Origin of the sequence: Janthinobacterium sp. BJB401 (genome assembly GCF_013372745.1) — a bacterium.
Taxonomy (GTDB): Bacteria; Pseudomonadota; Gammaproteobacteria; order Burkholderiales; family Burkholderiaceae_D; genus Janthinobacterium; species Janthinobacterium rivuli.
The window spans coordinates 138,885-163,189 of record NZ_JABXFH010000007.1 but is presented as its reverse complement, the minus strand read 5'-3'; the positions used below and the strand labels follow the sequence as shown (position 1 = coordinate 163,189).

At 61.2% G+C, this 24,305-nt stretch carries 23 protein-coding genes and 2 tRNA genes; 7 read left to right on the top strand and 18 right to left on the bottom strand.

Annotated elements, in window-relative coordinates:
* Nucleotides 1-133 precede the first annotated feature (133 nt).
* Nucleotides 134-346, top strand: coding sequence for a hypothetical protein (locus HWE17_RS07525; protein ID WP_099402382.1), 213 nt, complete (start codon nucleotides 134-136; stop codon nucleotides 344-346).
* A 67-nt stretch (nucleotides 347-413) separates the two neighbouring features.
* Here the strand turns inward: HWE17_RS07525 and cydX are convergent, their stop codons facing one another.
* The 5 genes from cydX to cydD form a co-directional block, all read right to left on the bottom strand.
* Nucleotides 414-530, bottom strand: a complete 117-nt coding sequence (gene cydX, locus HWE17_RS07520) for a cytochrome bd-I oxidase subunit CydX (RefSeq protein ID WP_034757467.1) — start codon at nucleotides 528-530, stop codon at nucleotides 414-416.
* A 22-nt stretch (nucleotides 531-552) separates the two neighbouring features.
* The gene (gene cydB / locus HWE17_RS07515) at nucleotides 553-1,707 is read right to left on the bottom strand and encodes a cytochrome d ubiquinol oxidase subunit II (RefSeq protein WP_176388338.1); all 1,155 of its coding nucleotides are present in this window, start codon (nucleotides 1,705-1,707) and stop codon (nucleotides 553-555) included.
* Between the two features lie 13 nt (nucleotides 1,708-1,720).
* Nucleotides 1,721-3,298 (bottom strand): cytochrome ubiquinol oxidase subunit I, encoded by a 1,578-nt coding sequence (locus tag HWE17_RS07510; RefSeq protein ID WP_176388337.1) that lies wholly within the window; start codon nucleotides 3,296-3,298, stop codon nucleotides 1,721-1,723.
* A 67-nt stretch (nucleotides 3,299-3,365) separates the two neighbouring features.
* Nucleotides 3,366-5,045 (bottom strand): amino acid ABC transporter ATP-binding/permease protein, encoded by a 1,680-nt coding sequence (locus tag HWE17_RS07505; protein WP_176388336.1) that lies wholly within the window; start codon nucleotides 5,043-5,045, stop codon nucleotides 3,366-3,368.
* Complete coding sequence (gene cydD, locus HWE17_RS07500; RefSeq protein WP_176388335.1) at nucleotides 5,042-6,730, bottom strand: thiol reductant ABC exporter subunit CydD; 1,689 nt, start codon at nucleotides 6,728-6,730, stop codon at nucleotides 5,042-5,044. The genes HWE17_RS07505 and cydD overlap by 4 nt, the downstream gene beginning before the upstream one ends.
* A gap of 138 nt (nucleotides 6,731-6,868) precedes the next feature.
* Between cydD and HWE17_RS07495 the strand changes: the two genes are divergently transcribed.
* From HWE17_RS07495 to HWE17_RS07485, 3 genes are all read left to right on the top strand, one after another.
* Nucleotides 6,869-7,420: a GbsR/MarR family transcriptional regulator gene (locus HWE17_RS07495; protein WP_170909696.1), complete on the top strand. Its 552-nt coding sequence runs from the start codon at nucleotides 6,869-6,871 to the stop codon at nucleotides 7,418-7,420.
* A 288-nt stretch (nucleotides 7,421-7,708) separates the two neighbouring features.
* Nucleotides 7,709-8,275: a PEP-CTERM sorting domain-containing protein gene (locus HWE17_RS28610; RefSeq protein WP_255206148.1), complete on the top strand. Its 567-nt coding sequence runs from the start codon at nucleotides 7,709-7,711 to the stop codon at nucleotides 8,273-8,275.
* A 145-nt stretch (nucleotides 8,276-8,420) separates the two neighbouring features.
* Nucleotides 8,421-8,600, top strand: coding sequence for a hypothetical protein (locus HWE17_RS07485; RefSeq protein WP_176388334.1), 180 nt, complete (start codon nucleotides 8,421-8,423; stop codon nucleotides 8,598-8,600).
* 70 nt (nucleotides 8,601-8,670) lie between these two features.
* On the opposite strand, the gene HWE17_RS07480 is transcribed toward HWE17_RS07485, so the two are convergent.
* From HWE17_RS07480 to HWE17_RS07455, 6 genes are all read right to left on the bottom strand, one after another.
* A tRNA-Arg gene (locus HWE17_RS07480) sits at nucleotides 8,671-8,745 on the bottom strand.
* A gap of 94 nt (nucleotides 8,746-8,839) precedes the next feature.
* Nucleotides 8,840-8,916 (bottom strand) — tRNA-Pro (locus HWE17_RS07475).
* Between the two features lie 81 nt (nucleotides 8,917-8,997).
* On the bottom strand, nucleotides 8,998-10,335 hold the full coding sequence (glmM, locus tag HWE17_RS07470) for a phosphoglucosamine mutase (RefSeq protein ID WP_176388333.1): 1,338 nt from the start codon (nucleotides 10,333-10,335) through the stop codon (nucleotides 8,998-9,000).
* A 40-nt stretch (nucleotides 10,336-10,375) separates the two neighbouring features.
* Nucleotides 10,376-11,209: a dihydropteroate synthase gene (folP, locus tag HWE17_RS07465; protein WP_176388332.1), complete on the bottom strand. Its 834-nt coding sequence runs from the start codon at nucleotides 11,207-11,209 to the stop codon at nucleotides 10,376-10,378.
* A gap of 115 nt (nucleotides 11,210-11,324) precedes the next feature.
* Nucleotides 11,325-13,205, bottom strand: a complete 1,881-nt coding sequence (gene ftsH / locus HWE17_RS07460) for an ATP-dependent zinc metalloprotease FtsH (protein WP_035817778.1) — start codon at nucleotides 13,203-13,205, stop codon at nucleotides 11,325-11,327.
* 202 nt (nucleotides 13,206-13,407) lie between these two features.
* The gene (locus HWE17_RS07455; RefSeq protein ID WP_034757436.1) at nucleotides 13,408-14,091 is read right to left on the bottom strand and encodes an RlmE family RNA methyltransferase; all 684 of its coding nucleotides are present in this window, start codon (nucleotides 14,089-14,091) and stop codon (nucleotides 13,408-13,410) included.
* A gap of 42 nt (nucleotides 14,092-14,133) precedes the next feature.
* On the opposite strand from HWE17_RS07455, the gene HWE17_RS07450 reads away from it, so the two are divergent.
* Nucleotides 14,134-14,604 (top strand): YhbY family RNA-binding protein, encoded by a 471-nt coding sequence (locus HWE17_RS07450; protein ID WP_010397237.1) that lies wholly within the window; start codon nucleotides 14,134-14,136, stop codon nucleotides 14,602-14,604.
* A gap of 155 nt (nucleotides 14,605-14,759) precedes the next feature.
* On the opposite strand, the gene HWE17_RS07445 is transcribed toward HWE17_RS07450, so the two are convergent.
* The 6 genes from HWE17_RS07445 to HWE17_RS07420 form a co-directional block, all read right to left on the bottom strand.
* Nucleotides 14,760-15,203 carry a DUF4149 domain-containing protein gene (locus tag HWE17_RS07445; protein ID WP_176388331.1) on the bottom strand — a complete coding sequence of 148 codons (444 nt, stop codon included), beginning with the start codon at nucleotides 15,201-15,203 and terminating at the stop codon, nucleotides 14,760-14,762.
* The gene (gene greA, locus HWE17_RS07440) at nucleotides 15,203-15,679 is read right to left on the bottom strand and encodes a transcription elongation factor GreA (RefSeq protein WP_010397233.1); all 477 of its coding nucleotides are present in this window, start codon (nucleotides 15,677-15,679) and stop codon (nucleotides 15,203-15,205) included. The genes HWE17_RS07445 and greA overlap by 1 nt, the downstream gene beginning before the upstream one ends.
* 168 nt (nucleotides 15,680-15,847) lie before the next feature.
* A complete protein-coding gene (gene carB, locus HWE17_RS07435) occupies nucleotides 15,848-19,084 on the bottom strand; it encodes a carbamoyl-phosphate synthase large subunit (RefSeq protein ID WP_176388330.1) in 3,237 nt (1,078 codons plus the stop codon).
* Nucleotides 19,077-20,255 (bottom strand): glutamine-hydrolyzing carbamoyl-phosphate synthase small subunit, encoded by a 1,179-nt coding sequence (gene carA, locus HWE17_RS07430; protein WP_176388329.1) that lies wholly within the window; start codon nucleotides 20,253-20,255, stop codon nucleotides 19,077-19,079. The genes carB and carA overlap by 8 nt, the downstream gene beginning before the upstream one ends.
* Before the next feature lie 295 nt (nucleotides 20,256-20,550).
* Nucleotides 20,551-20,955, bottom strand: coding sequence for a heme-binding protein (locus HWE17_RS07425; RefSeq protein WP_034757420.1), 405 nt, complete (start codon nucleotides 20,953-20,955; stop codon nucleotides 20,551-20,553).
* 59 nt (nucleotides 20,956-21,014) lie between these two features.
* On the bottom strand, nucleotides 21,015-21,926 hold the full coding sequence (locus HWE17_RS07420; RefSeq protein WP_099379580.1) for a patatin-like phospholipase family protein: 912 nt from the start codon (nucleotides 21,924-21,926) through the stop codon (nucleotides 21,015-21,017).
* A gap of 186 nt (nucleotides 21,927-22,112) precedes the next feature.
* Here HWE17_RS07420 and HWE17_RS07415 point away from each other — a divergent pair, with 186 nt between their 5' ends.
* Together HWE17_RS07415 and HWE17_RS07410 are read left to right on the top strand one after the other, a co-directional pair.
* Nucleotides 22,113-22,562 carry a hypothetical protein gene (locus HWE17_RS07415; RefSeq protein ID WP_176388328.1) on the top strand — a complete coding sequence of 150 codons (450 nt, stop codon included), beginning with the start codon at nucleotides 22,113-22,115 and terminating at the stop codon, nucleotides 22,560-22,562.
* Between the two features lie 72 nt (nucleotides 22,563-22,634).
* Entirely contained in the window at nucleotides 22,635-22,922 is a 288-nt protein-coding gene (locus tag HWE17_RS07410) for a barstar family protein (protein ID WP_176388327.1), read from the top strand.
* A gap of 14 nt (nucleotides 22,923-22,936) precedes the next feature.
* Here HWE17_RS07410 and HWE17_RS07405 read toward each other — a convergent pair whose 3' ends face one another.
* Nucleotides 22,937-24,283, bottom strand: coding sequence for a virulence factor (locus HWE17_RS07405; protein ID WP_176388326.1), 1,347 nt, complete (start codon nucleotides 24,281-24,283; stop codon nucleotides 22,937-22,939).
* Between the last annotated feature and the right edge of the window lie 22 nt (nucleotides 24,284-24,305).

Genomic DNA, 24,305 nt, shown 5'->3' with positions numbered 1-24,305 from the left:
GACGCCACCATTGCAAGCTCGCAAAGCCACCGCCATGGCGGTTTTTTTATGCGTGCACCGCATCCAAATAGCGCTCCCGTGCGTAGATGGCTATGCCAACACTTGATTTGTCACCACGCGCAAAGGGAAAGCCATGCAGCATTACAGCAAAAAGACGGATCCCATGGACCAGCGCCTGTATCTGGCCCAGCGTATCGACCTGGCCGATGCGCGTTTGCAGCGCTTGCACGATGCGGCCGAGCGGGAACGCTGTGCGCAATGGATCACGGCCTGGGCCGTGGCGGCGGGTGCCGACGCGCCGCGCGGCATGAAGCTGCGCATCCGTGGCGAATTCATCTTGCTGTAGCAAGCAAAAAGCCCCGCCGGGCATGGCGCCGGGCGGGGCTGTTCAGTTCGTACTGCGGCCAGTTGGCCTAGTCGCGGTACTGCTCGGGCGTCGTGTCGCCATCGGCGATTTCATACCACATCGCATTGAGCACGGCGAAGGTCGCCGCCAGCGGAAGACCCAGTATCCAGGCGAAATACCACATAGTTATATCCTTTCGTAAATTCTTAGTAGGCGTGACCACTGTCGTCTTCGATGGCTTTGCCGTCAACCTTACCCCACAGCACTTTATACACCCACGTCGTGTACGCCACGATGAGGGGAATGAAAACGGCCGTGACGACCAGCATGATGAACAGGGTCATGTGGCTGGACGAGGAATCCCACACCGTCAGGCTGGCGCGCGGGTCGATCGACGAAGGCAGGATGAACGGGAACATGGCCGCGCCCACGCCGAGGATGATGCCGGCGATGGCCGCCGCGCTGGCCAGCAAGGCCGGTACTTCGCGGCGCGCGCGCTGGAAGGCGAAGGCCAGCAGCGGGCCAAGCAGACCCAGTGCAGGGGCGATCCAGGTCCACGGATGGGCTGCAAAGTTGAGGAACCAGGCGCCCACGTGCACTTGCGCCGTTTTCAGCATCGGGTTCGACGGACCGTCGACGACGACGGCGCTGGTGACGCGGTAGCCATCGACCCACAGCCACAGGGCCACGCCGGCGGCCGCATACAGCACGACGGTGGCGATGGCCGCCACACTGCCGTAGCGGCGCGCCCGTTCGGCCACGGCACCGTCCGTCTTCAGCTGCAGCCAGGTGGCGCCGTGCATCACCAGCATGGCCACCGAGACGAGGCCGCACAGCAGCGCGAACGGGTTGAGCAGCGCAAAGAAGGTGCCGTCATAGAAGATGTGCATGTCTGACGAGAAACGGAACGGCACGCCTTGCAGCACGTTGCCAATCGCCACGCCGCAGATCAGGGCCGGCACGAAGCCGCCCACGAACAGGGCCGCGTCCCAGCGGGCGCGCCAGCGCGGATCTTCGCGCTTGCTGCGGAATTTGAACGCCACGGGACGCACGATCAGCGCCACCAGGATGACGAACATGGCCAGGTAAAAGCCCGAGAACGAGACGGCGTACAGTTGCGGCCAGGCGGCAAAGATGGCACCGCCGCCAAGGATCAGCCATACCTGGTTGCCTTCCCACACGGGACCGATACTGTTGATGACGACCCTGCGTTCCAGGTCCGTCTTGCCGACGAAGGGCAGCAAAATACCCGTGCCCAGATCGAAGCCGTCCGTGATGGCAAAGCCCACCAGCAGGATGCCGATCAGCAGCCACCAGATCAGGCGCAGGGTTTCATACGAAATCATTTCATGCAAAATCATGGTCTGGCCCTCCTCAGGCGCGTTGAGTATGAATGGCTGCGGCCGCAGGCGCGGGGGCCGGCGCCTTCTCTTCCGGCCCCTTGCGGATGGCCTTGAGCATGAGCTTCATTTCGATAATCAGCAGCACGGTGTAGATGGCGGCAAAGCCGGCAATCGTGATCAAGAGGGTCGAAGCGCCCAGGTTGGAGACGGCCACGGCCGTCGGCAGCACGCCTTCGATGACCCACGGCTGGCGGCCCACTTCAGCCACGATCCAGCCCGCCTCAATCGCCACCCACGGCAGCGGGATGGCGAACACGGCCAGCTTCAGCAGCCAGCGGTGCTTGTCCAGGGTGCGGCGCGTCGACAGCACGAAGAACGTGCCAGTCAGCAAGATAAAGAACATGCCCAGGCCCACCATCACGCGGAAGGACCAGAACAAGGGCCCCACGGGCGGCACGGTATCGAGCGCGGCCTTGCGTATCTGCTCGGGCGTGGCCTGGCGCGGATCGTCGACATAGCGTTTCAGCAGCAAGGCATAGCCCATGGACTGGCCTTTCGACTCGAACACGTCCTTCGCGTCCTGCGGCACGGGGGCGCCTGGCGCCACGCTGCGGATGGTTTGCAGCGCGTCATACGCCTTGATGCCGTCCTTGATCAGCAACTCGCCACGATCGACCAGCTGCTCGATGCCGGGGATTTCCGTCGACAGCGAACGCGTGCCGATCAAGCCCATCACCATCGGGATGTGCACGGCGTAATGCGTCTCGCGCGCTTTCGCGTCAGGGAAGCCGATGGCCGTGAAGGCGGCCGGGGCCGGCTCCGTGGTCCACATGGCCTCGATGGCGGCCAGCTTCATCTTTTGATGTTCGGACGACAGGTAGCCGCTTTCATCGCCCAGCACCACCACCGACAAGGTGGCGGCCAGGCCGAACGAGGCGGCCACCGTCATCGAACGCTTGGCCAGCTGCACGTGGCGGCCCTTCAGCAAGTACCAGGCGGAAATACCGAGCACGAAGATAGCCGCGGCCGTGTAACCGGCCGACACCGTGTGCACGAATTTCGCCTGCGCCACGGGGTTCGTCAGCACGGCGCCGAAATCCGTCACTTCCATGCGCATGGTTTGCGGATTGAAGGCCGCGCCGACGGGATTTTGCATCCAGCCGTTGGCGATCAAAATCCACAGGGCCGAGAAGTTCGAACCGATGGCCACCAGCCAGGTCGTGACCAGGTGGCCGCGCTTCGACAGCTTGTCCCAGCCGAAGAAGAACAGGCCGACGAAGGTCGCTTCCAGGAAGAAGGCCATCAAGCCCTCGATGGCCAGCGGCGCGCCGAAAATGTCGCCCACATAATGGCTGTAGTAGCTCCAGTTCATGCCGAACTGAAATTCCATGACGATGCCCGTCGCCACGCCCATGGCGAAGTTGATGCCGAACAAGACACCCCAGAACTTGGTCATGTCGCGCCAGATGGGGCGGTTCGTCATCACGTAAACCGTCTCCATGATGGCGAGGATCACTGACAGGCCTATCGTCAGCGGAACAAATATAAAGTGGTACAGAGCTGTCAGCGCGAACTGCAGTCTGGATAAAGCGACAATATCGAAGTCCATATGATTTCCTTGGTGTTTCCCTACTGTGTGTAAACTTGCTACTTTTCAAATACTGACCGCTTGCCCGTCAGTCCCCCCGCAAGCCCGCCATGGCTGCCTCGAAGGCTGGCGTGCCACGGCGCGCATCGCCCACGATGCGGCCATCGCGCAGGCTGACCAGCCGGTCCGCCAGCGCCGCTTCGCGCCGCAAGTGGGTGGCGATCAGCAAAGTACGTCCTTCGCTGCGCGCCCCCAGGCGCTGCAGGACGTCGATCGCGGTCTGCGCATTGAGCGCTTCCGTCGCTTCGTCCAGCAGCCACAAGGTCGATTCGTGCAGGAACAGCCGCGCCAGCGCCAATCGCCGCGCCTGGCCGCCCGACAAGCCCAGGCCGCCTTCGCCCAGCTTGGTGTCCAGGCCGTCCGCGAAGGACCGCACCTCGTCGTCCAGGCCGGCTGCCTGCAGCGCCGCCCACAGCTGCGCATCGCTGGCGTACGGGTCGGCCAGGCGCAGGTTGTCGCGCAAGCTGTCCTGGAACAATTCCGTCTTCTGCGTGAACAGGCAGGCGCGTCCCGCGTGGACACTGCCCGACAGCGGCGCCAGCTCGCGCGCGGCCAGGGCCAGCAAAGTGGACTTGCCCGCGCCGCTGGGGCCGATCAAGGCCACGCGCTCGCCATCGGCGATGTGCAGCGATACGTCATGCAAAATGGCAACATGGCTGCCCGCATGCGCGGCGCTCACGTGCTCCAGGCGCAAGCCCGGCGCGGCGTCGACGGGCGGCGTCACCACGTCGTCTCCAAGGCGCGGCGCCAGGCGGCGCATGGCCAGCAGCATGCGGCCCGCTTCCAGCGCGCCGCGGCGCAGTCCCGCGAATGGCTCCACGGCCGTCAGGGCGATCAGCAGGGCCAGGGCCGCCAGCGGCACGCTCATCGTTTGCTGCTGCACCAGCGCAGCCACGGCCAGCAGCACCCCCGCCAGGGTCGCGCTGCCCGCCACCCCATACGCGGCGCCGGCGGCAGTTTCCAGGCGCAGCAGGGCGAAATCGGCTTGCGCCAGCGACCGGTCGATCTGCCCCAGCGCCGCGCACTGGGCGTCGATGCGGCCCGCCATCACGAGGTCCGTCTGGCCCGCCACCAGGTCGATGGTGCCGGAACGCAGTTTTTCGATGGCGCGTGTACGCACGATGGCGGGACGGCGGGCGCGTTGCGCCACGACCCAGCTGATGCCGCCGCCGGCGGCCAGCAGCCACACGGCCAGGCCCAGGCCCAGCTGCCACCGCATCACGCCCAGCGCCACGCCGGCCAGCAAGGCTACGCACAAGGCCGTGAAGGCAGGCACCAGCAGGCGCAAATACAACGATTCGAGCGCGTCGATATCTGCCGTCAGGCGGAACAGCAGCTTGGCGGGCTGGCGCAGCAGCCGGCTGGCCGCTTCCGGGTGCGACCAGCCACGGAACAGCCGCACGCGGATGCTGGCCAGCGCGGCGAACGTGGCGTCGTGCGTGACGAGGCGTTCCGCATAGCGCGAACCCGTGCGGCCGATGGCCAGCAGGCGGATGCCGGCCGACGGGCCGAAGACGTCGAACAGGATCGCCGTCGACGCATGCAGACCGGCAATCGAGGTGGCCGTGATAAACCAGCCGGACAAGCCCAATAAGGCCATGCCGGACACCGCCGTCAGGGCCGCCAGCAAGGCGCCGCCGATCAGCTTGCCGGGCTGGGCCAGCAGCAATTGCCGCAGCACGGGGTTCGATATGAGGGAAGTTTTCATGCCTGCTGCTCCTGCGCCAGGGCTAGGGCATCGACCTGCACCGTGCGCTGCAGGCGGCCAGCCAGCACGGGGTCGTGCGTGGCGACGATCATCGTCTTGCCTTGCGCCAGTGCCAGCAAGGCGTCCGTGACGCGCGCCGCCGTTTCGCTGTCCAGGTGCGCCGTCGGTTCATCGACCAGCAGCAAGTCGGCATGCGGATGCAGGGCCACGCGGGCCAGCGCCAGACGCACGGCTTCGCCGCCGGACAAGCCCTGGCCGCCATCGCTGAGCATGACGGCCGGCTGCGCCTGCGCCACGGCAGCCAGGTCGGCCAGGTGCAGCGCCTGCGTCACTTGCGCGGCGCTGGCGCCCGTGCGGCCCAGGGTCACGTTCTGGCTGACGGAGGCGGCAAACACGTGCGGGCGTTGGCCCATCCAGGCCATGCGCTGGCGCAAGGTATTGACGGTACTGTCGGTCAGGCGCACGCCGCCGATGCGGATGTCTCCGCCGCTGGCGGGCAGCAAGCCGGCCAGCAGCGACAGCAAGGTGGTCTTGCCGGTGCCGCTGGCGCCCAGCAGGGCCACGTGTTCACCGGCACGCACCGTCAGGTCGAAGCCGTCGAACACGGGCGCTTCGCCAGGGTGGGCAAAGCGCAGTTGATGGATGTCGATAGCGGGCGGCGGCGCCACGGCCATGGCGGCGGCGGAGACGACGGCAGACAGGACCTCCGCGCCGGGCAGCGGCACGCCGTCGGCCGCCAGGTCGTGCAGGCCGGCCAGGCCCGCTTCGCCGGCCGCCTTGTCGTGCCAGACGGCGGCCAGTTCGCGCAGCGGTTCGAAAAACGCGGGCGCCAGCAGCAGGATGAACAGGCCCTGCCCCAAGGTCAGTTCCCGGCCCCAGGTGCCGAAATTGATGCTGCCCAGCAAGGAGAAACCGATGAAGGCCGCCACCATGGCCACGCCCAGCGCGGAAAACAGTTCCAGCACGGCCGACGACAAAAAGGCGATGCGCAGCACCACCATCGTGCGCCGGCGCACGGATTGCGACGAGGCGTCCAGCCGTTCGGCCGTGGCATCGACGGCGTCGAGCGCGCGCAGGGTGGCCAGGCCGCGCAGGCGGTCCAATAGAAAGGCGTTCATGCTGCCCATTTCCACCATCTGCGCGCGGCTGGCCGCTTGCGCGCCCATGCCGACCAGGGCCATGAAGACGGGAATCAGGGGCGCGGCGATCAGCAGGATCAAGGCGGCGATCCACGACAGCGGCGTCACCACGGCAAGGATCACGAGCGGCACCAGCATGACTTTCCAGCGCGCGGGCTTGTAGCGCACCAGATACGGCACGATGGCTTCGGCCTGTTCGGCGATGACGCTGGCCGCCTGGCCCGACTGCGCACGCTGGCGGTCCAGCGGCGAACGGCGCGCCAGCGCTTGCGCCACTTGCGCGCGCAAGGTGGACAGGTGCACGCGCGCCGCCGCATACATGCGCCGCGCGCCCCACGCTTCGCAGCCGGCCCGCAGCACGCCCAGCAGCAGCACGCCAGCGGCAGGCAGCAAGGCAGCGCGCCACGCTGCACCGTCCAGCATGGCTTGCACGGCCCAGGCCAGCAAGGCCGCTTGGGGCAGCCACAACAAGGCGGCGCCGCCCTGCGCCAGGCTGGCGGCACGGGGAAGAATAAAGCGGGGCAAAGACAGTGGCGTGGTCGGCATCTCTATACTTTTTGAGTTTTCAGAATTTTCTGTAAATTCGATATTTTGTATAATACTGCGAAACATGACATATATCAATTGACCCTGCGGGTGTGGCGTGAAAAAATTCAGATAATTATGAAAACTCAACATATCCAAATGACGCCGCTGATCCTGACCTTCGTCAGCCATTTCGGCGAGATGGGCAGCCGCTGGGGCTTTAACCGCACGGTGGGGCAAGTGTACGCCTTGTTGTTTGTCGCGGAGCACCCTTTACACGCGGATGAAATCGCGGAACACCTGAGTTTTTCGCGCTCGAACGTGAGCATCGGCCTGAAGGAATTGCAGGGCTGGGGCTTGATACGCCAGTCGCGCATTCCCGGCGACCGGCGCGAGTATTTTTCCTCGCTGGGCGATGTGTGGCAAATCTTCCGCGTGGTGGCCGCCGAGCGCCGCCGCCGCGAAGTGGCCCCTACCCTGACGGTGCTGCGCGAATCGCTGCTGGCGCCGGCCACGGAACCCGTCGACCAGTATGCGCAGGAGCGCATGCGCGAAATGTATGAATTGGTCGACCTGGCCAACACCTGGTTCGACGACTTGCAGCGCCTGTCGCCCGAATCGATGGCGCAGCTGATGAAAATGGGCGCCAAGGTGCAAAAATTGCTCAACGCCAAGGATCGCCTGTTTGGCGTCAGCAATAACAGCGACTGAAACCCGCCTCCCCTCTTCCCACTCAAGGCGTTGCCAGCACAAGCTGGCACGCCTTGTCACGCCATGTCTATTCCCGCATAGGCCCTCGCCAGCACAGCCATACATAGCCGTATGCGATGTTGTCAAGCATGCCAATAGTATTATTTAAATTGTATTAATTTATATCAAGACTAAGCTTGCATATGCGTACTCACGCAAAGGCGACCGGGCGACAAGTCGACCTCCCTGACCGGACGGCGCGCACCCTGAAGCAGTGAAATGCCTGCAATAAAACCAAAGGGGATTTTCATGAAAAGCATAACAAGCATTGCCATACGGACATCCATACTGGCCGCCCTTGCGGCCTTGATGGGCATGGCACAGGCAGCTACATGGATCGACGTGGGACCGGCCAGCGGTTTCAGCATCGAAGGCAGCACCGTCACTTACTCGCCGTCGCCAGCCACCATGGTGAAATACTATGACGACAATCTCGTGCCGCAGAGTCCAGCCAACATCCAGAGCCAAATCAACAGCGTTTTCGGCATCAGCCTGGGTGCGGCCGTCTCATTTTGCGACAATGCCACTTCGGGCTGTACCGCCGGCACCACGGCAGGCGCCAGCGGCGGGGGGAATTCCTTCACGAGTGCGGCGGACTATGATTACCTGGCCATCCATTTCGGCCAGGGCGAACTGGTCTTCCAATGGGCAGCGCCCGTCGCAGCCGGCACGACCTTCACGGTAGAGGGCTTGCCCAAGGACCTGAGCAATTACCGCGCCTATGTTTCCGCCATCCCTGAACCGGAAACCTATGCCATGCTGCTCGCCGGCCTGGGCCTGCTCGGCATCCTGGCGCGCCGCCGCCAGGCAAAATAAGAGCATCGGGCAAGACCCGCAACACGGCGCCGGCGCATCCATGTTTACAGCGCGCTTGCGCCGCGCCGCCCACTCTTTACACCACCTTTATGCCGCTCCCGCTATGCTGGCCGACATCATCAGCCATCGTTGCGAGGGAGTTCACATGCATGAAACACCATTCCAGCCGCGCGCGCGCGACCTGGTCCGCCGGCATTTGCCTGCGCGCGAACGGCTGCGCCTGGCACGCCTGGCGAGCAAGAAAATGCTGTCGGTGTTGTCTGCGCTGCTGTGCGCCGTGCCGCTGCTGTATTTGCTGAGCGTGGTGCTGTTTGCGCAGCCTTAGGGCCGCGTGCTGATAGACAGGAAAGAGAGAAGATGCGGCCGCATGGCGCAAGCCGTGGCCAGTATGAAACTGGTCCGCCCAGAGGGAATCGAACCCCCATTCACGGTTTAGAAGACCGTTGTCCTATCCGTTGAACGATGGGCGGAGAGGTGCAGTATTTTAGTCCATGCGCGCCAGCAATGAAATGCCAGCGCGGAATAGAAAACGGGCTGTCATTTCTGACAGCCCGCTTATGACTTTGGTCGGAGTACAAGGATTCGAACCTTGGACCCCCTGGTCCCAAACCAGGTGCGCTACCGGGCTGCGCCACACTCCGAAGACAAGATAATAACGCCCCCACCCAATTTCGTCAATTGCCATAGACGAATTAGATGGAAATAACTATCGGCGCCTGCCCTTACACACCCACTTTATCGGCGATGCGGCGCGCCATGCTTTCAGCGTTCGCTTTATCCTTCGCTTCCACCATCACGCGGATCAGCGGTTCCGTGCCCGAAGCGCGGATCAGCACGCGGCCTGTGTCGCCCAATTCGGCCTCGACCAGTTCTTTCTCGGCCACCATGGCGGCATTTTTCTGCCAGTCGAAACCGGGCGCCACGCGCAGGTTGATCAGGGTTTGCGGGAACAGCACCAGTTCGGCCAGGCATTGCTGCAGGCTCTGTCCGCTGCGCTTGAGCGCGGACAATACTTGCAGCGCGGAGACGATGCCGTCACCCGTCGTGTGCTTGTCCAGGCACAGCAAATGGCCGGAGCCTTCGCCGCCCAGTATCCAGCCCTTTTCCTTCATGACTTCCAGCACGTAGCGGTCGCCCACCTTGGCGCGCGCAAAGCCGATGCCCTGCTGCTTGAACAGCACTTCCAGCGCCATGTTGGTCATCAAGGTGCCGACGGCACCGGCCACGGGGCCTGTTGCCAGGCGGTCCTTGACCATGACGTACAACAGTTCGTCGCCGTTATACAGGCGGCCCGTGGCGTCGCACATGATCAGGCGGTCGGCGTCGCCATCGAGGGCGATGCCCAGGTCCGCGCCGTGCTCGACGACGGCTTCGGCCATGGCCTTGGTTGCCGTGGCGCCGAAGCCCGCATTGATGTTGAAACCGTCGGGCTTGTTGCCGATGGCGATGACTTCCGCGCCCAGCTCATGGAACACGTGCGGCGCGATATGGTAGGCGGCGCCGTGTGCGCAATCGACGACGATCTTCAGGCCGCGCAGATCCAGCTCGTTCGGGAAGGTGCCCTTGCAAAATTCGATGTAGCGGCCCTGGGCATCGTCCAGGCGCTTGGCGCGGCCCAGCTTTTCAGATGGCACGCAGGCCATCGGTTCGTCGAGCGCCGCTTCGATTTCCAGTTCCACGCTGTCGGGCAGCTTGGTGCCCTGGCCGGAAAAGAACTTGATGCCATTGTCATGGTAGGGATTGTGCGAAGCGGAAATGACGACGCCAGCCGACAGGCGCAGCGCCCGCGTCAGGTAAGCAATTGCCGGGGTCGGCATGGGGCCGGCCAGCATCACGTCCACGCCAGCGGCCGACAGGCCCGCCTCCAGCGCCGCTTCCAGCATGTAGCCGGAAATGCGCGTGTCCTTGCCGATCAGCACCGTCGGGCGCGTCTTGCCGCCTTGCGACTTGGCCAGCACCTTGCCGGCCGCATAGCCGAGGCGCATGACGAAATCGGGGGTGATCGGAGCCGTACCCACCAGGCCGCGGATGCCGTCGGTGCCAAAATATTTACGCGTCATAGTATTTCTCTTTTTGTTGTTTATGATAAATCTTACAGGCTCAGTGTGCCATGCGCCAGACCTTCAGTGCATCGACGGTTTCAGCTACATCATGCACACGGATAATTTCCGCACCTTGCGCTACCGCAGCAAGCGCACCGGCAACACTGCCGGCCAGGCGCTGCTCGACGGGACGGCCCGTGACGGCGCCGATCATCGATTTGCGCGACAGGCCGGCCAGCACCGGCAGGTCCAGCTCGCTGCGCAGCTGGCGCGTGGCGCGCAGCAAGGCATAGTTCTGCTCCACCGTCTTGCCAAAACCGAAACCGGGGTCAATGCACAGGCGTTCGCGGGCGATGCCGGCCGCCGTCATCGTGTCGATGCGTTCGCGCAAGAAGTCGATGACTTCGCGCACCACATCCTCGTACTGCGGCTGGGCTTGCATGGTTTCTGGCACGTTCTGCATGTGCATGATGCACAGCGCACAATCGCTGTCCCGCACGGCGTCGATGGCGCCTGGCGCGCGGAAACCGTTGATATCGTTGATCATGTCGGCGCCCGCCAGGATGGCTTCGCGCATCACTTCCGGTTTGTACGTGTCGACGGACAGGGGCTTGCCGCAATCGCGCAAGGCGTACAGCACCGGCATGACGCGCTGCAACTCGTCCTGCAGCGGCAGCGGCGGCGCGCCGGGACGGCTCGATTCGCCGCCGATGTCGATGATGTCGACGCCGTCAACCATCATCTGCTCGGCGCGCGAGATGGCAAACTCCAGGTGTTGATACTGGCCCGCATCGGAAAACGAGTCAGGCGTGATGTTCAGAATACCCATCACCAGCGCCTGCGTGCCGGACAGGTTGAAGCCGAAACGGCCGAATTGCAAATAGTGTCGCATGTGAATCTTTGTAGTCGTCAGGAAAAAACTGTCGCGGCAACGAAAAAGGGCAAGGATTGCTCCTTACCCTCGTTCTTGCCATACCCTTGCGCGCCGCCGGTCAGGGCGGCCGTTATCAGGCTGGTGCCGTCACGTTAGGCGAGATGCCGCCCGTGCCGCTGTCGCCCGCATTGCGGCGTGGCGGGATGACTTTCGGTGGACGCGGCTCCAGGCCGGCCATGATGTCATTGATTTGCTCCGCATCAATGGTTTCCCATTCCAGCAAGGCTTTGGTCATCATTTCGACCTTGTCGCGGTTACCTTCCAGCAAAGTACGCGCCAAAGCATATTGCTTGTCGAGAATGTTGCGGATTTCAGCATCGACCTTTTGCTGGGTCGCTTCCGAGATCGTCTTGGTGGCGCCACCGAAGAAACCTTCGTTTTCGCTGTCTTCGTAGACCATCACGCCCATGCTGTCGGACATGCCGAAGCGGGTCACCATGGAACGGGCCAGCTTGGTGGCGCGCGAGAAGTCGTTCGACGCACCCGTGGACATTTGCCCAACGAAAATCTCTTCGGCGATACGGCCACCGAACAGAATGGAAATTTCTTCCAGCATCTTGTCCTTGTAGGCGGACAGATTGTCGTGTTCCGGCAGCTGCCAGGTCAGGCCCAGGGCCCAGCCGCGCGGCATGATCGTCACTTTATGCACGGGATCAGCCTTCGGCAGCAGCTTGGCGACGACGGCGTGACCGGACTCATGGTAAGCCGTATTGCGACGCTCTTCCTCGCGGATGATCATCGATTTACGCTCGGGACCCATGTAGATCTTGTCTTTCGCGTCTTCGAAGTCGGCCATTTCCACCAGACGCTTGCTGCGGCGTGCCGCGAACAGGGCTGCCTCGTTGACCAGGTTGGCCAGGTCCGCGCCCGAGAAACCAGGGGTGCCGCGGGCCAGGATATCGGCTTTCACGTCGGTACCGATAGGCACTTTGCGCATGTGCACGTTCAAGATCTGCTCGCGGCCGCGGATGTCGGGCAAGCCGACGGACACCTGGCGGTCGAAACGGCCTGGACGCAGCAGAGCTTTGTCGAGCACGTCGGCGCGGTTGGTGGCGGCCACGACGATCACGCCGGAGTTCGCTTCAAAACCGTCCATCTCGACCAGCAACTGGTTCAAGGTCTGTTCGCGCTCGTCATTGCCGCCGCCCATGCCGGCACCACGGTGACGGCCGACAGCGTCGATCTCATCGATGAAGATGATGCACGGCGAATGCTTTTTCGCGTTTTCAAACATGTCGCGCACGCGGCTGGCGCCGACGCCGACGAACATTTCCACGAAGTCGGAACCGGAAATCGAGAAGAACGGCACCTTGGCTTCGCCGGCGATGGCGCGCGCCAGCAGGGTTTTACCCGTGCCCGGAGGACCAACCATCAGCACGCCGCGGGGAATGCGGCCGCCCAGTTTCTGGAATTTGCTCGGATCCTTGAGGAAGTCGACCACTTCGTTGACTTCTTCTTTCGCTTCGTCGCAACCGGCGACATCGGCGAAGGTGACGGTGTTGCTGGCTTCATCCATCATGCGCGCTTTCGACTTGCCGAACGAGAATGCCCCGCCCTTGCCGCCGCCCTGCATCTGACGCATGAAGAACACCCAGACGCCGATCAACAGCAGCATGGGGAACCAGGAAACAAAAATAGTTTGCAGGAAAGACGCTTCCTCAGGCGGACGCACATCGAAATGCACGCCATTGTCGCGCAGGTCGCCGATCAGGCCCTTGTCGAGGCTGGTGGCGGTGGTACGCACCTTGGTGTCGTCCATCAGCTTGGCGGTGATCGACGAACCTTCGATCACGACATCCTTGACGCGCTTGGCTTTGACTTCATCCAGCAAATCGGAATAAGCGATGGCCTTGCTGCCGCCTGTGGCGCCATGACTGTCGAATTGCTTGAACAGCATGAACAACAGCAGCAATACGACTACCCAGATGGCAGATTTGGAAAACATGTTATTCACGAAGACTCCTTGGATGCAGTGCGCATCTCTTTACCTATAGCTAGAAACACGATTTTACTCGCAATAAGCGGGCCGTGCCAAAGCCCGCCGATCCGTGCGCGCGAAAAAATCGCGTTCACGCAAAAAAATGCAGTATAAACAATTTAGGCTTTTATGCCATCAGACGCTACTGCACTTCTCGTTCCCATGTGCGGATTCCCGCTTAAATATCAAGGGCGGAATCATCTTCTTCCACGGCATTTTTCAGCGGATTCTTGATTCCACGGCCCATCAGGAAGATTTCCGACGATTTATCGCGGCTGGCCTTCGGCTTTTTCTGCACCACGACCTTGAATTCAGCGCGGAATTTCTCCACGATCTGGCTGAAACCCATGTCTTTGAAGCATTTCACCAGCAGCACGCCAGACGGCTTCAGGTGCAATTGCGAAAATTCGATGGCCAGGTCGATCAAGTGTTCCATGCGCGCGGCGTCCGCCGTGGCGATGCCCGACAGGTTCGGCGCCATGTCCGACAGGACCAGGTCGACCTTGCGGCCCTGCAACACCACTTCCAGCTGGCGCAGCACGCGCGCTTCGCGGAAGTCGCCCTGGATGAAGTGGAAATCGGCTATTGGCTCCATTTCCAGCATGTCCAGGCCAATCAGGGTACCATTGACCCCGCCGCCGTCCTTGCCGGCCAGCTTGCGCCGCGTGTACTGGGCCCAGCTGCCAGGAGTGCAACCAAGGTCGACAATCACCTGCCCAGGTTTGATCAGTTTTTCGTCTTCATCGATTTCTTTGAGCTTGTATGCTGCCCGGGCGCGGTAGCCCTCTTTTTGCGCCAACTTCACATATGGATCATTTATGTGGTCGTGCAACCAGTTTTTGTTTAATTTCTTCTTTGCCATTCGCGTAGAATACTGCTTTTAAGGGAATTACTAAATATTATTATGCTAAAACTTACACCCGTAGAGCGCAGCGCACTGCGCGCCGAAGCACACGCGCTGAAGCCTATCGTCATTATTGGCGAAGCGGGCTTGACACCTGCTGTCCTCAAAGAGATCGACCTTGGCCTGGATTCGCACGGTCTGATTAAAGTCCGCGTGTTCGGCGACGACCGCGAAGCCCGCGTCGGAATGTACGATACGATTTGCGGCAATCTCGGCGCCGCCCCGGTACAACATATTGGCAAACTGCTGGTAATCTACCGTCCGAAAAAAGAAGTGGTTAAGGAGAAGGTCAGCGCCGGCAAAGGCATGCGCGAAGTGACCATCGTCAAGGCCAGCGCCAGCGGCACCAAGCGCCCGAGCGTGACGAAAGTCATGATCAAGGGCAATGAGCGCGTTACCGAAGGCGGTTCCATCAAGCGTGCCAAGCCACGTCAGAAAAGCGCCAAGAAAAGCGCACTGGGCAGCAAGTAAGCCTGTCGTTCAGCAGCCGCAAGGCTGTTGAAACAAGAAGCGGAGCACGGGATCTTCCCTGCTCCGCTTTTTTATTACCATAAACCCAACAGCAAAGGCTGGGGTCAGACCCTGAGGGTCTGACCCCGGTTTTTTTGCTTCTCGGGTTAAAACAATTATTGCTGTTTCCAGATCAGCACGCCCGCCAGCAAGCTTTGCACGGCAAAGATCAGCGTCGACACGCCATGCAGCATGCCGAAACGGCTGCGCATGGCTTCGTCCATGATACCCGACGGGGCTTGCGCCTTGAGCTCGGCCATCAGCGGCGAAATGCCGAAATGGCTGAGCAGCGCGCACACCAGCATCGACAGCACCAGCGCGCCCAGCAGGCGCCGGCGCTTGAGTTCCAGCGCGCCGGGCGCCCATTGCAGCAAGGCCAGCAGTACCACAGCGCAGGCGATGGACAGCCAGGCTTCGGCGCGGAACATGCTGCCGGCGATATTACCCGCCAGTACTCTGTCGCTCAGGGTGCCGAACAAGGTCGGCGCCACGATGAAGCCGATGGTCCACAAGCTGCCGGCCCACAGGGTGGCAACGAGGATGCGCACGCGGGCGAGCATCAGATGTACAGTACTTCCAGGATTTCGTATTCGCGCGGGCCGGACGGCGCCTGCACTTCCACCACGTCGCCGGCATACTTGCCGATCAACGCGCGGGCGATCGGGGACGTCACGGAAACCTTGTTCTTTTTCAGGTCGGCTTCATCGAGGCCGACGATCTGGTACGTGACTTTCTGGCCCGATTCCAGGTCTTCCAGGTTCACCGTCGAGGCAAACACCACGCGGCCTTCCGCGTCGAGCGCGGTCGGGTCGATGATTTGCGCCGCACCCAGTTTGCCTTCGAGCTCGGCGATGCGGCCTTCGACGAAGGCCTGGCGTTCCTTGGCGGCATCGTACTCGGCGTTTTCCGACAAATCTCCGTGCGAACGCGCTTCGGCGATCGCATCGATGACGATGCGGCGTTCCTTGGTCTTCAAATGATGCAGCTCTTCCTTCAGAAGTTCTGCGCCGTATTTGGTCAATGGGACTGAGGTCATGTTATCTCTACTATCTGCTAGTTATCGGCGCCGTTGCAGTGTGTTGCCACGTTTAACGGCCTTACCAAGTGAAAACCACAGAGGCCGCGCGCTACTCTGCACGGAACTCTGTGGTTGATAAGCATGCAGTGTACCGCCTAACGGCGGTCACTGCAAATGGCGCGCGGACTACGCTTGCTGCAGGGTCTTGTGCAGGCCTTGCAAATCGTACACACGCAGCTCATCGAGGTGGCGGATGCCTTCGACGGCCGCTTCCGCGCCGGCGATGGTGGTGTAGGTCGTCACGCGCGACGCCAGGGCCGACGTGCGGATGGCCCGCGAATCGACGATGGCGCTGCGCTTTTCTTCCACGGTGTTGATCACCAGCACGATTTCATGGTTCTTGATCATGTCGACCACGTGCGGACGGCCTTCGATCACCTTGTTCACTGGCGTGACGGCGATGCCGGCGGCAGCGATCACGGCGGCGGTACCCTTGGTGGCGACCACGGTGAAACCGGACTCGACCAAATCACGCGCCACTTGCACGGCGCGCGGCTTGTCCGACGCTTTCACGCTGATGAAGACCTTGCCCGATTTTGGCAGGTTCACGCCGGCGCCCAGCTGCGATTTTACAAATGCTTCGCCGAAGGTCAGGCCCACGCCCATGACTTCGCCCGTCGATTTCATTTCAGGGCCGAGGATGGTGTCCACGCCAGGGAACTTGACGAACGGGAACACGGCTTCCTTGACGCTGAAGTATGGCGGCACGACTTCCTGCGTGATGCCTTGCGAGGCCAGCGACTGGCCGACCATGCAGCGCGCGGCAATCTTCGCCAGTTGCAGACCGGTGGCTTTCGAAACGAAAGGCACGGTGCGCGACGCGCGTGGATTGACTTCCAGCACGAAGACGACGTCTTTCATTTCGCCGTCGATCTCTTGCTTCTGGATCGCGAACTGCACGTTCATCAGGCCGACCACATTCAAACCCTTGGCCATCAGCGCCGTCTGGCGTTTCAGTTCATCAATGGTTTCTTGCGACAGCGAGTATGGTGGCAGCGAGCAAGCCGAGTCGCCCGAGTGGACGCCAGCCTGTTCGATGTGTTCCATCACGCCGCCGATGAACGTCGTTTCGCCGTCGGAGATGCAATCGACGTCGCACTCGATGGCGTCGTTCAGGAAGCGGTCCAGCAACACTGGCGAATCGTGCGAGACCTTGACGGCTTCGCGCATGTAGCGCTCGAGGTCGCGTTGCTCGTGGACGATTTCCATGGCGCGGCCGCCCAGCACGTACGATGGACGCACGACCAGCGGGTAGCCGATTTCCTGCGCCAGCGCCAGAGCGTCGGCTTCCGTGCGCGCGGTGCGGTTAGGCGGCTGGCGCAGTTCCAGCTTGTGCAGCATTTGCTGGAAACGCTCGCGGTCTTCGGCCGCGTCGATCATGTCGGGCGAGGTGCCGATGATCGGCACGCCATTCGCTTCCAGGTCCAGCGCCAGTTTCAATGGCGTCTGGCCGCCGTACTGCACGATCACGCCGACCGGTTTTTCGATGGCGACGATTTCCAGCACGTCTTCCAGGGTCAGCGACTCGAAGTACAGACGGTCGGAAGTGTCGTAGTCTGTCGAAACCGTTTCTGGGTTGCAATTGACCATGATGGTTTCGTAGCCATCTTCGCGCATGGCGAGGGCAGCGTGGACGCAGCAATAGTCAAACTCGATACCCTGGCCGATACGGTTCGGGCCACCGCCCAATACCATGATCTTTTTCTTGTCGGTCGGATTCGATTCGCACTCTTCGTCGTACGTGGAATACATGTACGCCGTATCGGTCGAGAATTCGGCCGCGCACGTGTCGACGCGCTTGTAGACAGGACGAATGTTCAGCGCATGGCGCTGCTGGCGCACGGCCGTGTCGGTCGTTTGCAGCAAAAAGCCCAGGCGGCGATCCGAGAAGCCCTTCTGTTTCAACTTGTACAGGGTGTTCTTGTCCAGGTTTTCCAGCTTCTGCGTATCGAGCCACAGTTCCAGGTCGACGATTTCCTTGATCTGGATCAGGAACCATGGGTCGATCTTGGTCAGATTATGCACTTCTTCCAAAGTAAAACCTTGGGCAAACGCATCACCCACGTACCAGATGCGCTCAGGACCAGGCTCGCCCAGTTCTTCCTCGATCTTTTCGCGGTCCTTGGTCTTCTCGTTCATGCCGTCCACGCCCACTTCCAGGCCGCGCAAGGCTTTCTGGAACGATTCCTGGAAGGTACGGCCAATCGCCATCACTTCGCCGACGGATTTCATCTGCGTCGTCAGGTGGTGGTCGGCGGTCGGGAACTTCTCGAACGTGAAACGGGGAATCTTCGTGACGACGTAATCGATCGACGGTTCGAACGAGGCCGGCGTGGCGCCGCCCGTGATTTCATTGCGCAGCTCGTCCAGGGTGAAACCGACGGCCAGCTTGGCAGCGATCTTGGCGATCGGGAAGCCCGTCGCTTTCGAGGCCAGGGCCGACGAACGCGATACGCGCGGATTCATCTCGATGACGATCATGCGGCCATCGACCGGGTTGATCGAAAATTGCACGTTCGAGCCACCGGTGTCGACGCCGATCTCGCGCAGCACTGCCAGCGAGGCATTGCGCATGATCTGGTATTCCTTGTCCGTCAGGGTTTGCGCTGGCGCCACCGTGATGGAGTCGCCCGTGTGCACGCCCATTGGATCGAGGTTTTCGATCGAGCAGATGATGATGCAGTTGTCCGCCTTGTCGCGCACCACTTCCATCTCGTACTCTTTCCAGCCCAGCAACGATTCTTCGATCAGCAACTCTTTCGTCGGCGACGCTTCCAGGCCGCGTTTGCAGATGGTTTCGAATTCTTCTTCGTTGTAGGCGATGCCGCCGCCGGAACCGCCCATGGTGAACGATGGACGGATGATGGTCGGGAAGCCCAGGGTGCGCTGCACGGCCCACGATTCTTCCATCGAGTGCGCCACGCCGGAACGGGCCGAACCGAGGCCGATCTTGGTCATCGCGTCCTTGAACTTGGAACGGTCTTCGGCCTTGTCGATGGCTTCCGGCGACGCGCCGATCAGCTCGACGTTGTATTTTTCCAGCACGCCATTGTTGAACAGGTCCAGCGCGCAGTTCAGCGCCGTCTGGCCACCCATCGTCGGCAGGATCGCGTCAGGACGCTCCTTGGCGATGATGCGCTCGACGACCGACCAGGTGATCGGTTCGATGTAGGTGACGTCGGCCATTTCCGGATCCGTCATGATGGTCGCAGGATTGCTGTTGACCAGGATGACTTTGTAGCCCTCTTCGCGCAGGGCCTTGCACGCTTGCGCGCCGGAATAATCGAATTCGCAGGCCTGGCCGATCACGATCGGGCCAGCGCCAATAATCAGAATACTTTTAATATCTAAACGTTTAGGCATTTTTCTTTTTCTCCTCCGCAGCCATCAGGTTGATGAAGCGGTCAAACAGGTAAGCAACATCCATCGGGCCCGGCGACGCTTCAGGGTGGCCCTGGAAGCAGAAGGCCGGCTTGTCCGTGCGGGCAAAGCCCTGCAGGGAACCGTCGAACAGCGATTCATGGGTCACGCGGCAGTTCGCGGGCAGAGTTGCCGCGTCGACTGCGAAACCGTGGTTTTGCGAGGTAATCAAAACCTGTTTCGTTTCCAGGTCTTGCACCGGGTGGTTGGCGCCGTGGTGGCCGAACTTCATCTTCAAGGTTTTCGCGCCGGAAGCCAAAGCCATGATCTGGTGACCGAGGCAGATGCCGAAGGTCGGGATGCCCTTCTCGATCAATTCCTTGGTGGCCGCGATGGCGTAGTCGCATGGTTCCGGGTCGCCAGGGCCGTTCGACAGGAAGATGCCGTCCGGGTTCAACGCCAGGGCGTCGGCGGCGGAAGCTTGCGCCGGCAGCACGGTGACTTTGCAGCCGCGTGCCGTCAGCATGCGCAGGATGTTGCGCTTGACGCCGTAGTCGAAGGCGACCACGTGGTATTTCGCGTCCGCATCGGCCAGCTGGCCGTAGCCTTGGCCCAAGGTCCATTCCGTTTCGCGGTATTCGTAGGCGTCCTTGCTTGAGACTACTTTAGCCAGGTCCATGCCGGCCAGGCCGGGGAAGGAGCGGGCCAGTTCCAGCGCTTGCGCGGCGGAAGGCTCGTTGCCTTGCGTGCCGACGAGGATGGCGCCGCCCTGCGCACCTTTTTCACGCAGGATGCGCGTGAGCTTGCGTGTATCGATGCCGGCGATGGCGACGATATTTTCAGCTTTGAGGTAGTCGGACAGGGAGAGGGTGGAACGGAAATTGGATGCCAGCAATGGCAGATCGCGGATGATGAGGCCAGCGGCGTGAACCTTGGAAGATTCGACATCTTCCGGATTGACGCCCGTATTGCCGATGTGCGGATAGGTCAGGGTGACCATCTGGCGGCAATAGCTTGGGTCGGTAAGGATTTCCTGATACCCGGTCATCGAGGTGTTGAAAACAACCTCGCCCGTGGTATGACCGGCGGCACCGATCGAAAAACCTTTAAAGATCGTTCCATCAGCAAGCGCTAATATGGCTGGAACGGCAGGGCCAGAAAAAAATGGCGGCAAGGGCAACTCCTGATAAAGTTACCGTAGCTGCGCCACGTCAGACCGACCGCCTAGTTACCCGAGCCAGATGCACTCAGGGTGTTTCAACGGTCATTTTGAATGAGGGGATGGGTAGTCGCTACGGTATATGTGTGATTGGCTAAACCTTTGAATTATAACCAAAAGGAAGCTTTTCCACAAGGAAGAAAATGCAGAAGGCCCGGCATTTTTTTGCGCAGCAACATAAATCCTGCGCCCCATGAAAAAAGCCGCCCGGCTTGCGCGGGGCGGCTTGCAAAGCAATACCGGTTACTACTTACACTAGCGCCGCAATGCCGGCCTTGGCGATTTGCGCGTCCTCGGCGGATTTCACGCCCGAGACACCGACGGCGCCCACATAGTGACCATCAAACACGATGGGCACGCCGCCTTCGAGCAAGCCGTCGATTTCCGGTGCGCTCAGGAACGACACGCGGCCGCCATTGATCATCTCTTCATAGATGCGCGATTCGCGGCGGCCCAGCGCGGCCGTCTTGGCTTTCGATGGGGCGATGTGCGACGAGATCGGCGCCACGCCATCCATGCGCTGCAGCCACAGCAGGTGGCCGCCGTCATCGACGATGGCGATCGTGACCGCCCAGTTATTCTTGACCGCTTCCGCTTCGGCGGCGGCAGCGATTTTCTTTACGTCGTCCAGGGTCAAAATCGGTTTCGATTGCATGGTGCATCCTTGTTATGTTGAAACAAAATTGTATACGAAATGCGCCGCGGCGCTATCCATCACTGCTCGCGTTTGGCTTTCAATTTTTGCTTGAGCTGCGCCATCACGGCAAAGGTCGCCTGCTCGCCCGCCAGGATGGCCTGGTTGCGGCTGTTGAAATCGTTGCCCTTCATGGTGCCCAGGCTGGGCTGGATCACCACGTCCGCATCTTTCAGCTCGAACTGGTTGATGCGCTGGCCCATGATGGCAAACGTCTGCATCAGCACTTCCATCGAGCTGATGGCCTTCTGCGTATCCGTTTGCGATGAAATATTCACGGCGATGATGAAATCGGCACCCATGTCGCGCGCAAAGCGCACGGGCACGGGAGCGACGAGGCCGCCATCGACATAAGTGTGGCCGGCAATCGTCACGGGCTGGAACACGCCCGGCACGGCCGACGAGGCGCGCACGGCCATGCCGGTGTTGCCGCGCTGGAACAGGATCGGCTGGCCATTTTTCAAATCGGTCGCCACCACGCCAAACGGTATCTTGAGTTTTTCCAGCGGCACGCCGCCGACAGCCTTGTTGACATAGCTTTGCAGCGCTTCGCCTTTCAGCACGCCGGACGACTTGCCGAACAGGGGCAAGGCCCAGTCGGAAATGGCCGCCTCGTCCATGTCGAACGCCATCTTTTGCAGGGCGAAGCCGGAGTTGCCCGCCGCATACATGGCGCCCACCACGCTGCCGGCGCTGGTGCCCGTGACGATGTCAGCCTGGATGCCCTGCGATTCGAGCGCCTTGATCACGCCGATATGCGCGAAACCGCGCGCCGCGCCGCCGCCCAGCGCCAGGCCGATCTTGATCTTGCGCGGCGTGACGACGGTGGGTTCCGGTGGCGTCAATACTTGTATCGGTTTCGGGGCGGTGGTATCGCAGCCGGCCAGCGCAAAGGCGGCCAGGGCAAGCAGGGTCAGGCGTTTAGGGAACATGGTGGAGAGGGAGAACCGCGCGCGGCAGTGGCAATAAAGGAGAGCCGATTGTAGCGCAAGCGGAGCCGCCCGCACTGAAGGTGGTCTTAAATGTTTAAAAATGACAATATTTCGAACCGTGCGCACCACGCCGGCTGCTAGACTGGCCCCTGGCTTCCCACCTCCCCCACTTCCATTGAGCGGCTTATGAAAACAGACCTGTTCCACCTCATCGCGCACCCATGCTTGCTCGTTGCAGCCCTGCTGGGTGCGGCCTGCGCCAACGCCGCCCCCGTCGCGGCGACGGAGCGCCAGGATAGCATCGCGGCAAGAATGGAGGGCTTTACTTGTACGGGGAACATACAAATTCCCAATGATACGGAGAAACACACGATTGAGCTCAGCTTCGACGCCCCCGACCAGCACGGCGCGCAAGGCACCCACCTGGTTGACGGGCGCGGCAAAGCCGGCAACTTTTACGGCTGCCGGCAAAACGGCGACAGCCTGTCTTGCACATACGACGCAGGGCCGGCCAGCGGCCCCCTGACCATGCGCTTTACCGGCAACTTGACGCAGGTAAAGGGCGAGTTTAATTCCCCTTTTGAAAATAGCGCCACCATGCAATTTTCCGCACGCTGCCAAAAATCGGCGCCGTAGCGGCGTCCAGTTTGCCGAAACGGTCGTGGGCGGCATGCACGAAAACCTGCAGAACTTGCTCAAGGAAATAGCATGAATCGACAAGCCCGCGTGACAATCGACTTGAGCGATATCAACACGCCGCGCCAGTTGCATGCGGCACTGGCAGCCGCGCTGGACTTTCCTTCCTTCTACGGCATGAACTGGGATGCCTTCCACGATGCCATCACGGGCCTGGTGGACATGCCGCAACAGCTGGAGCTGCGCGGCTGGCCAGCCTTCGCCGCACGCCTGCCCGGCGAAGCGGCCATCCTGGAGCGCATTCTGGCGCGCATGGCGCAGGACATGCCGGCCCAGGCGGCGCAGGTGCGCCATACCTGAGCCTGCGACATTTTCTATTTCGAATACCCCTGCTCATTGAACTGTCCCGCGTCCAGCGTGGCCCAGGCATGCTGTATGCCCCACCACATCAGATAGGCATTGCCGCCGCCGCGCGCGCGGAACCACGGTTTCACTGGGTCGATGGGCCGCACCTTGGCCGGCGGCAGTATCAATACACCAGTCGTCTGGCCGGCGTCGCCGGTGCCCGCCACCAGCACGTTCTGGCCAAAGTGATTCGCCTGCGCGATGCCCAGCGCCACGTTCGTCAGGGCCGTGGCGGCGCCCATTTCGCCCAGCAAGGCCGGTGTATTAAAGCTTTGCTGGAGGAAATCGAAGGCCGGCAATTCCATCGTCAAGGTTTGCGCCAAGTGGGCGATGCGGTCGGGCGACGCTGGCCGAGTGTTGTTCGCGTCGTGGATTACATAACCAATATCTACCTCGCTCTTGCGTCCATTTCCTGCCGCCTGCGCCAGCGTCGCCTGCCACGCCTGCACGGTGGGCGGCGGCAAGCCCTTTTCCGCCCTAAAAGCGCTGACCTGCCGCGTGGCCGGATAGCCTATCCACGCCAGCGCATCGCGCTCCGTTTTGTAATGGGGACCGGCCAGCACCAGCAAGACCATGTTTTCATTGATCTGCTCATCTTTCGGAAAACTGGGCGCATCCCAGCTCATCACCCACACCGTTTCCTTCGGATGCGCCTGCAGATAATCGAGGGCGGCGGCCAGGGAAATGAATCCGGCATTCGCGCCACCGGCCGTCACGCGCACATCGGGCGGGGTGGATTTGGTCCAGGAGTTGGGGAAATTCGGGTTGCCGATTGAAAAAGTACTTGTAATTTGCTTGCGCAAGTCTTCCCCGGCGAGAAGGGGATCAAACCGCTCTGCAGGCAAAGCGTACTCAACATGGATACCGGCCAGTTCATTCCAGCCTTTTTTGTGTTTGAAGTCGTGGGCGTTATAAAAATAGGTGGGATTGGAGAAATATACACCGTGAAAATTGCCTATCATTTCAAACAAATATTTTCCATGGAAATTAAAAAAAGTACCCTTTCCACCATTTGACGACGCTATGCCCGAAACAGATCTGACCTCAGAAAAAATGGCAGGATATTGTTCTACCATATCGTCTTTTTTATTTGGACGCACTTTCCCAAGAGTCCATAACAGTTGCCATTCCGTGGAATAATCCTGACGTTGCAGCGGATTCAACCATTGCACACCCACCACTTGCGCCATGAAGGGCTGGGCAATTACTTTTTCATTCTCACGGTCATCTTTGCTCGCCGGATGCGTCACGCATGCCGATAAAGCCAGGCCCGCCAGCAGTATCGCCAAGTTGCGAAAGGAAAAGAGAAGGTTCATTTTTCACCCTGGTCAGTTCATC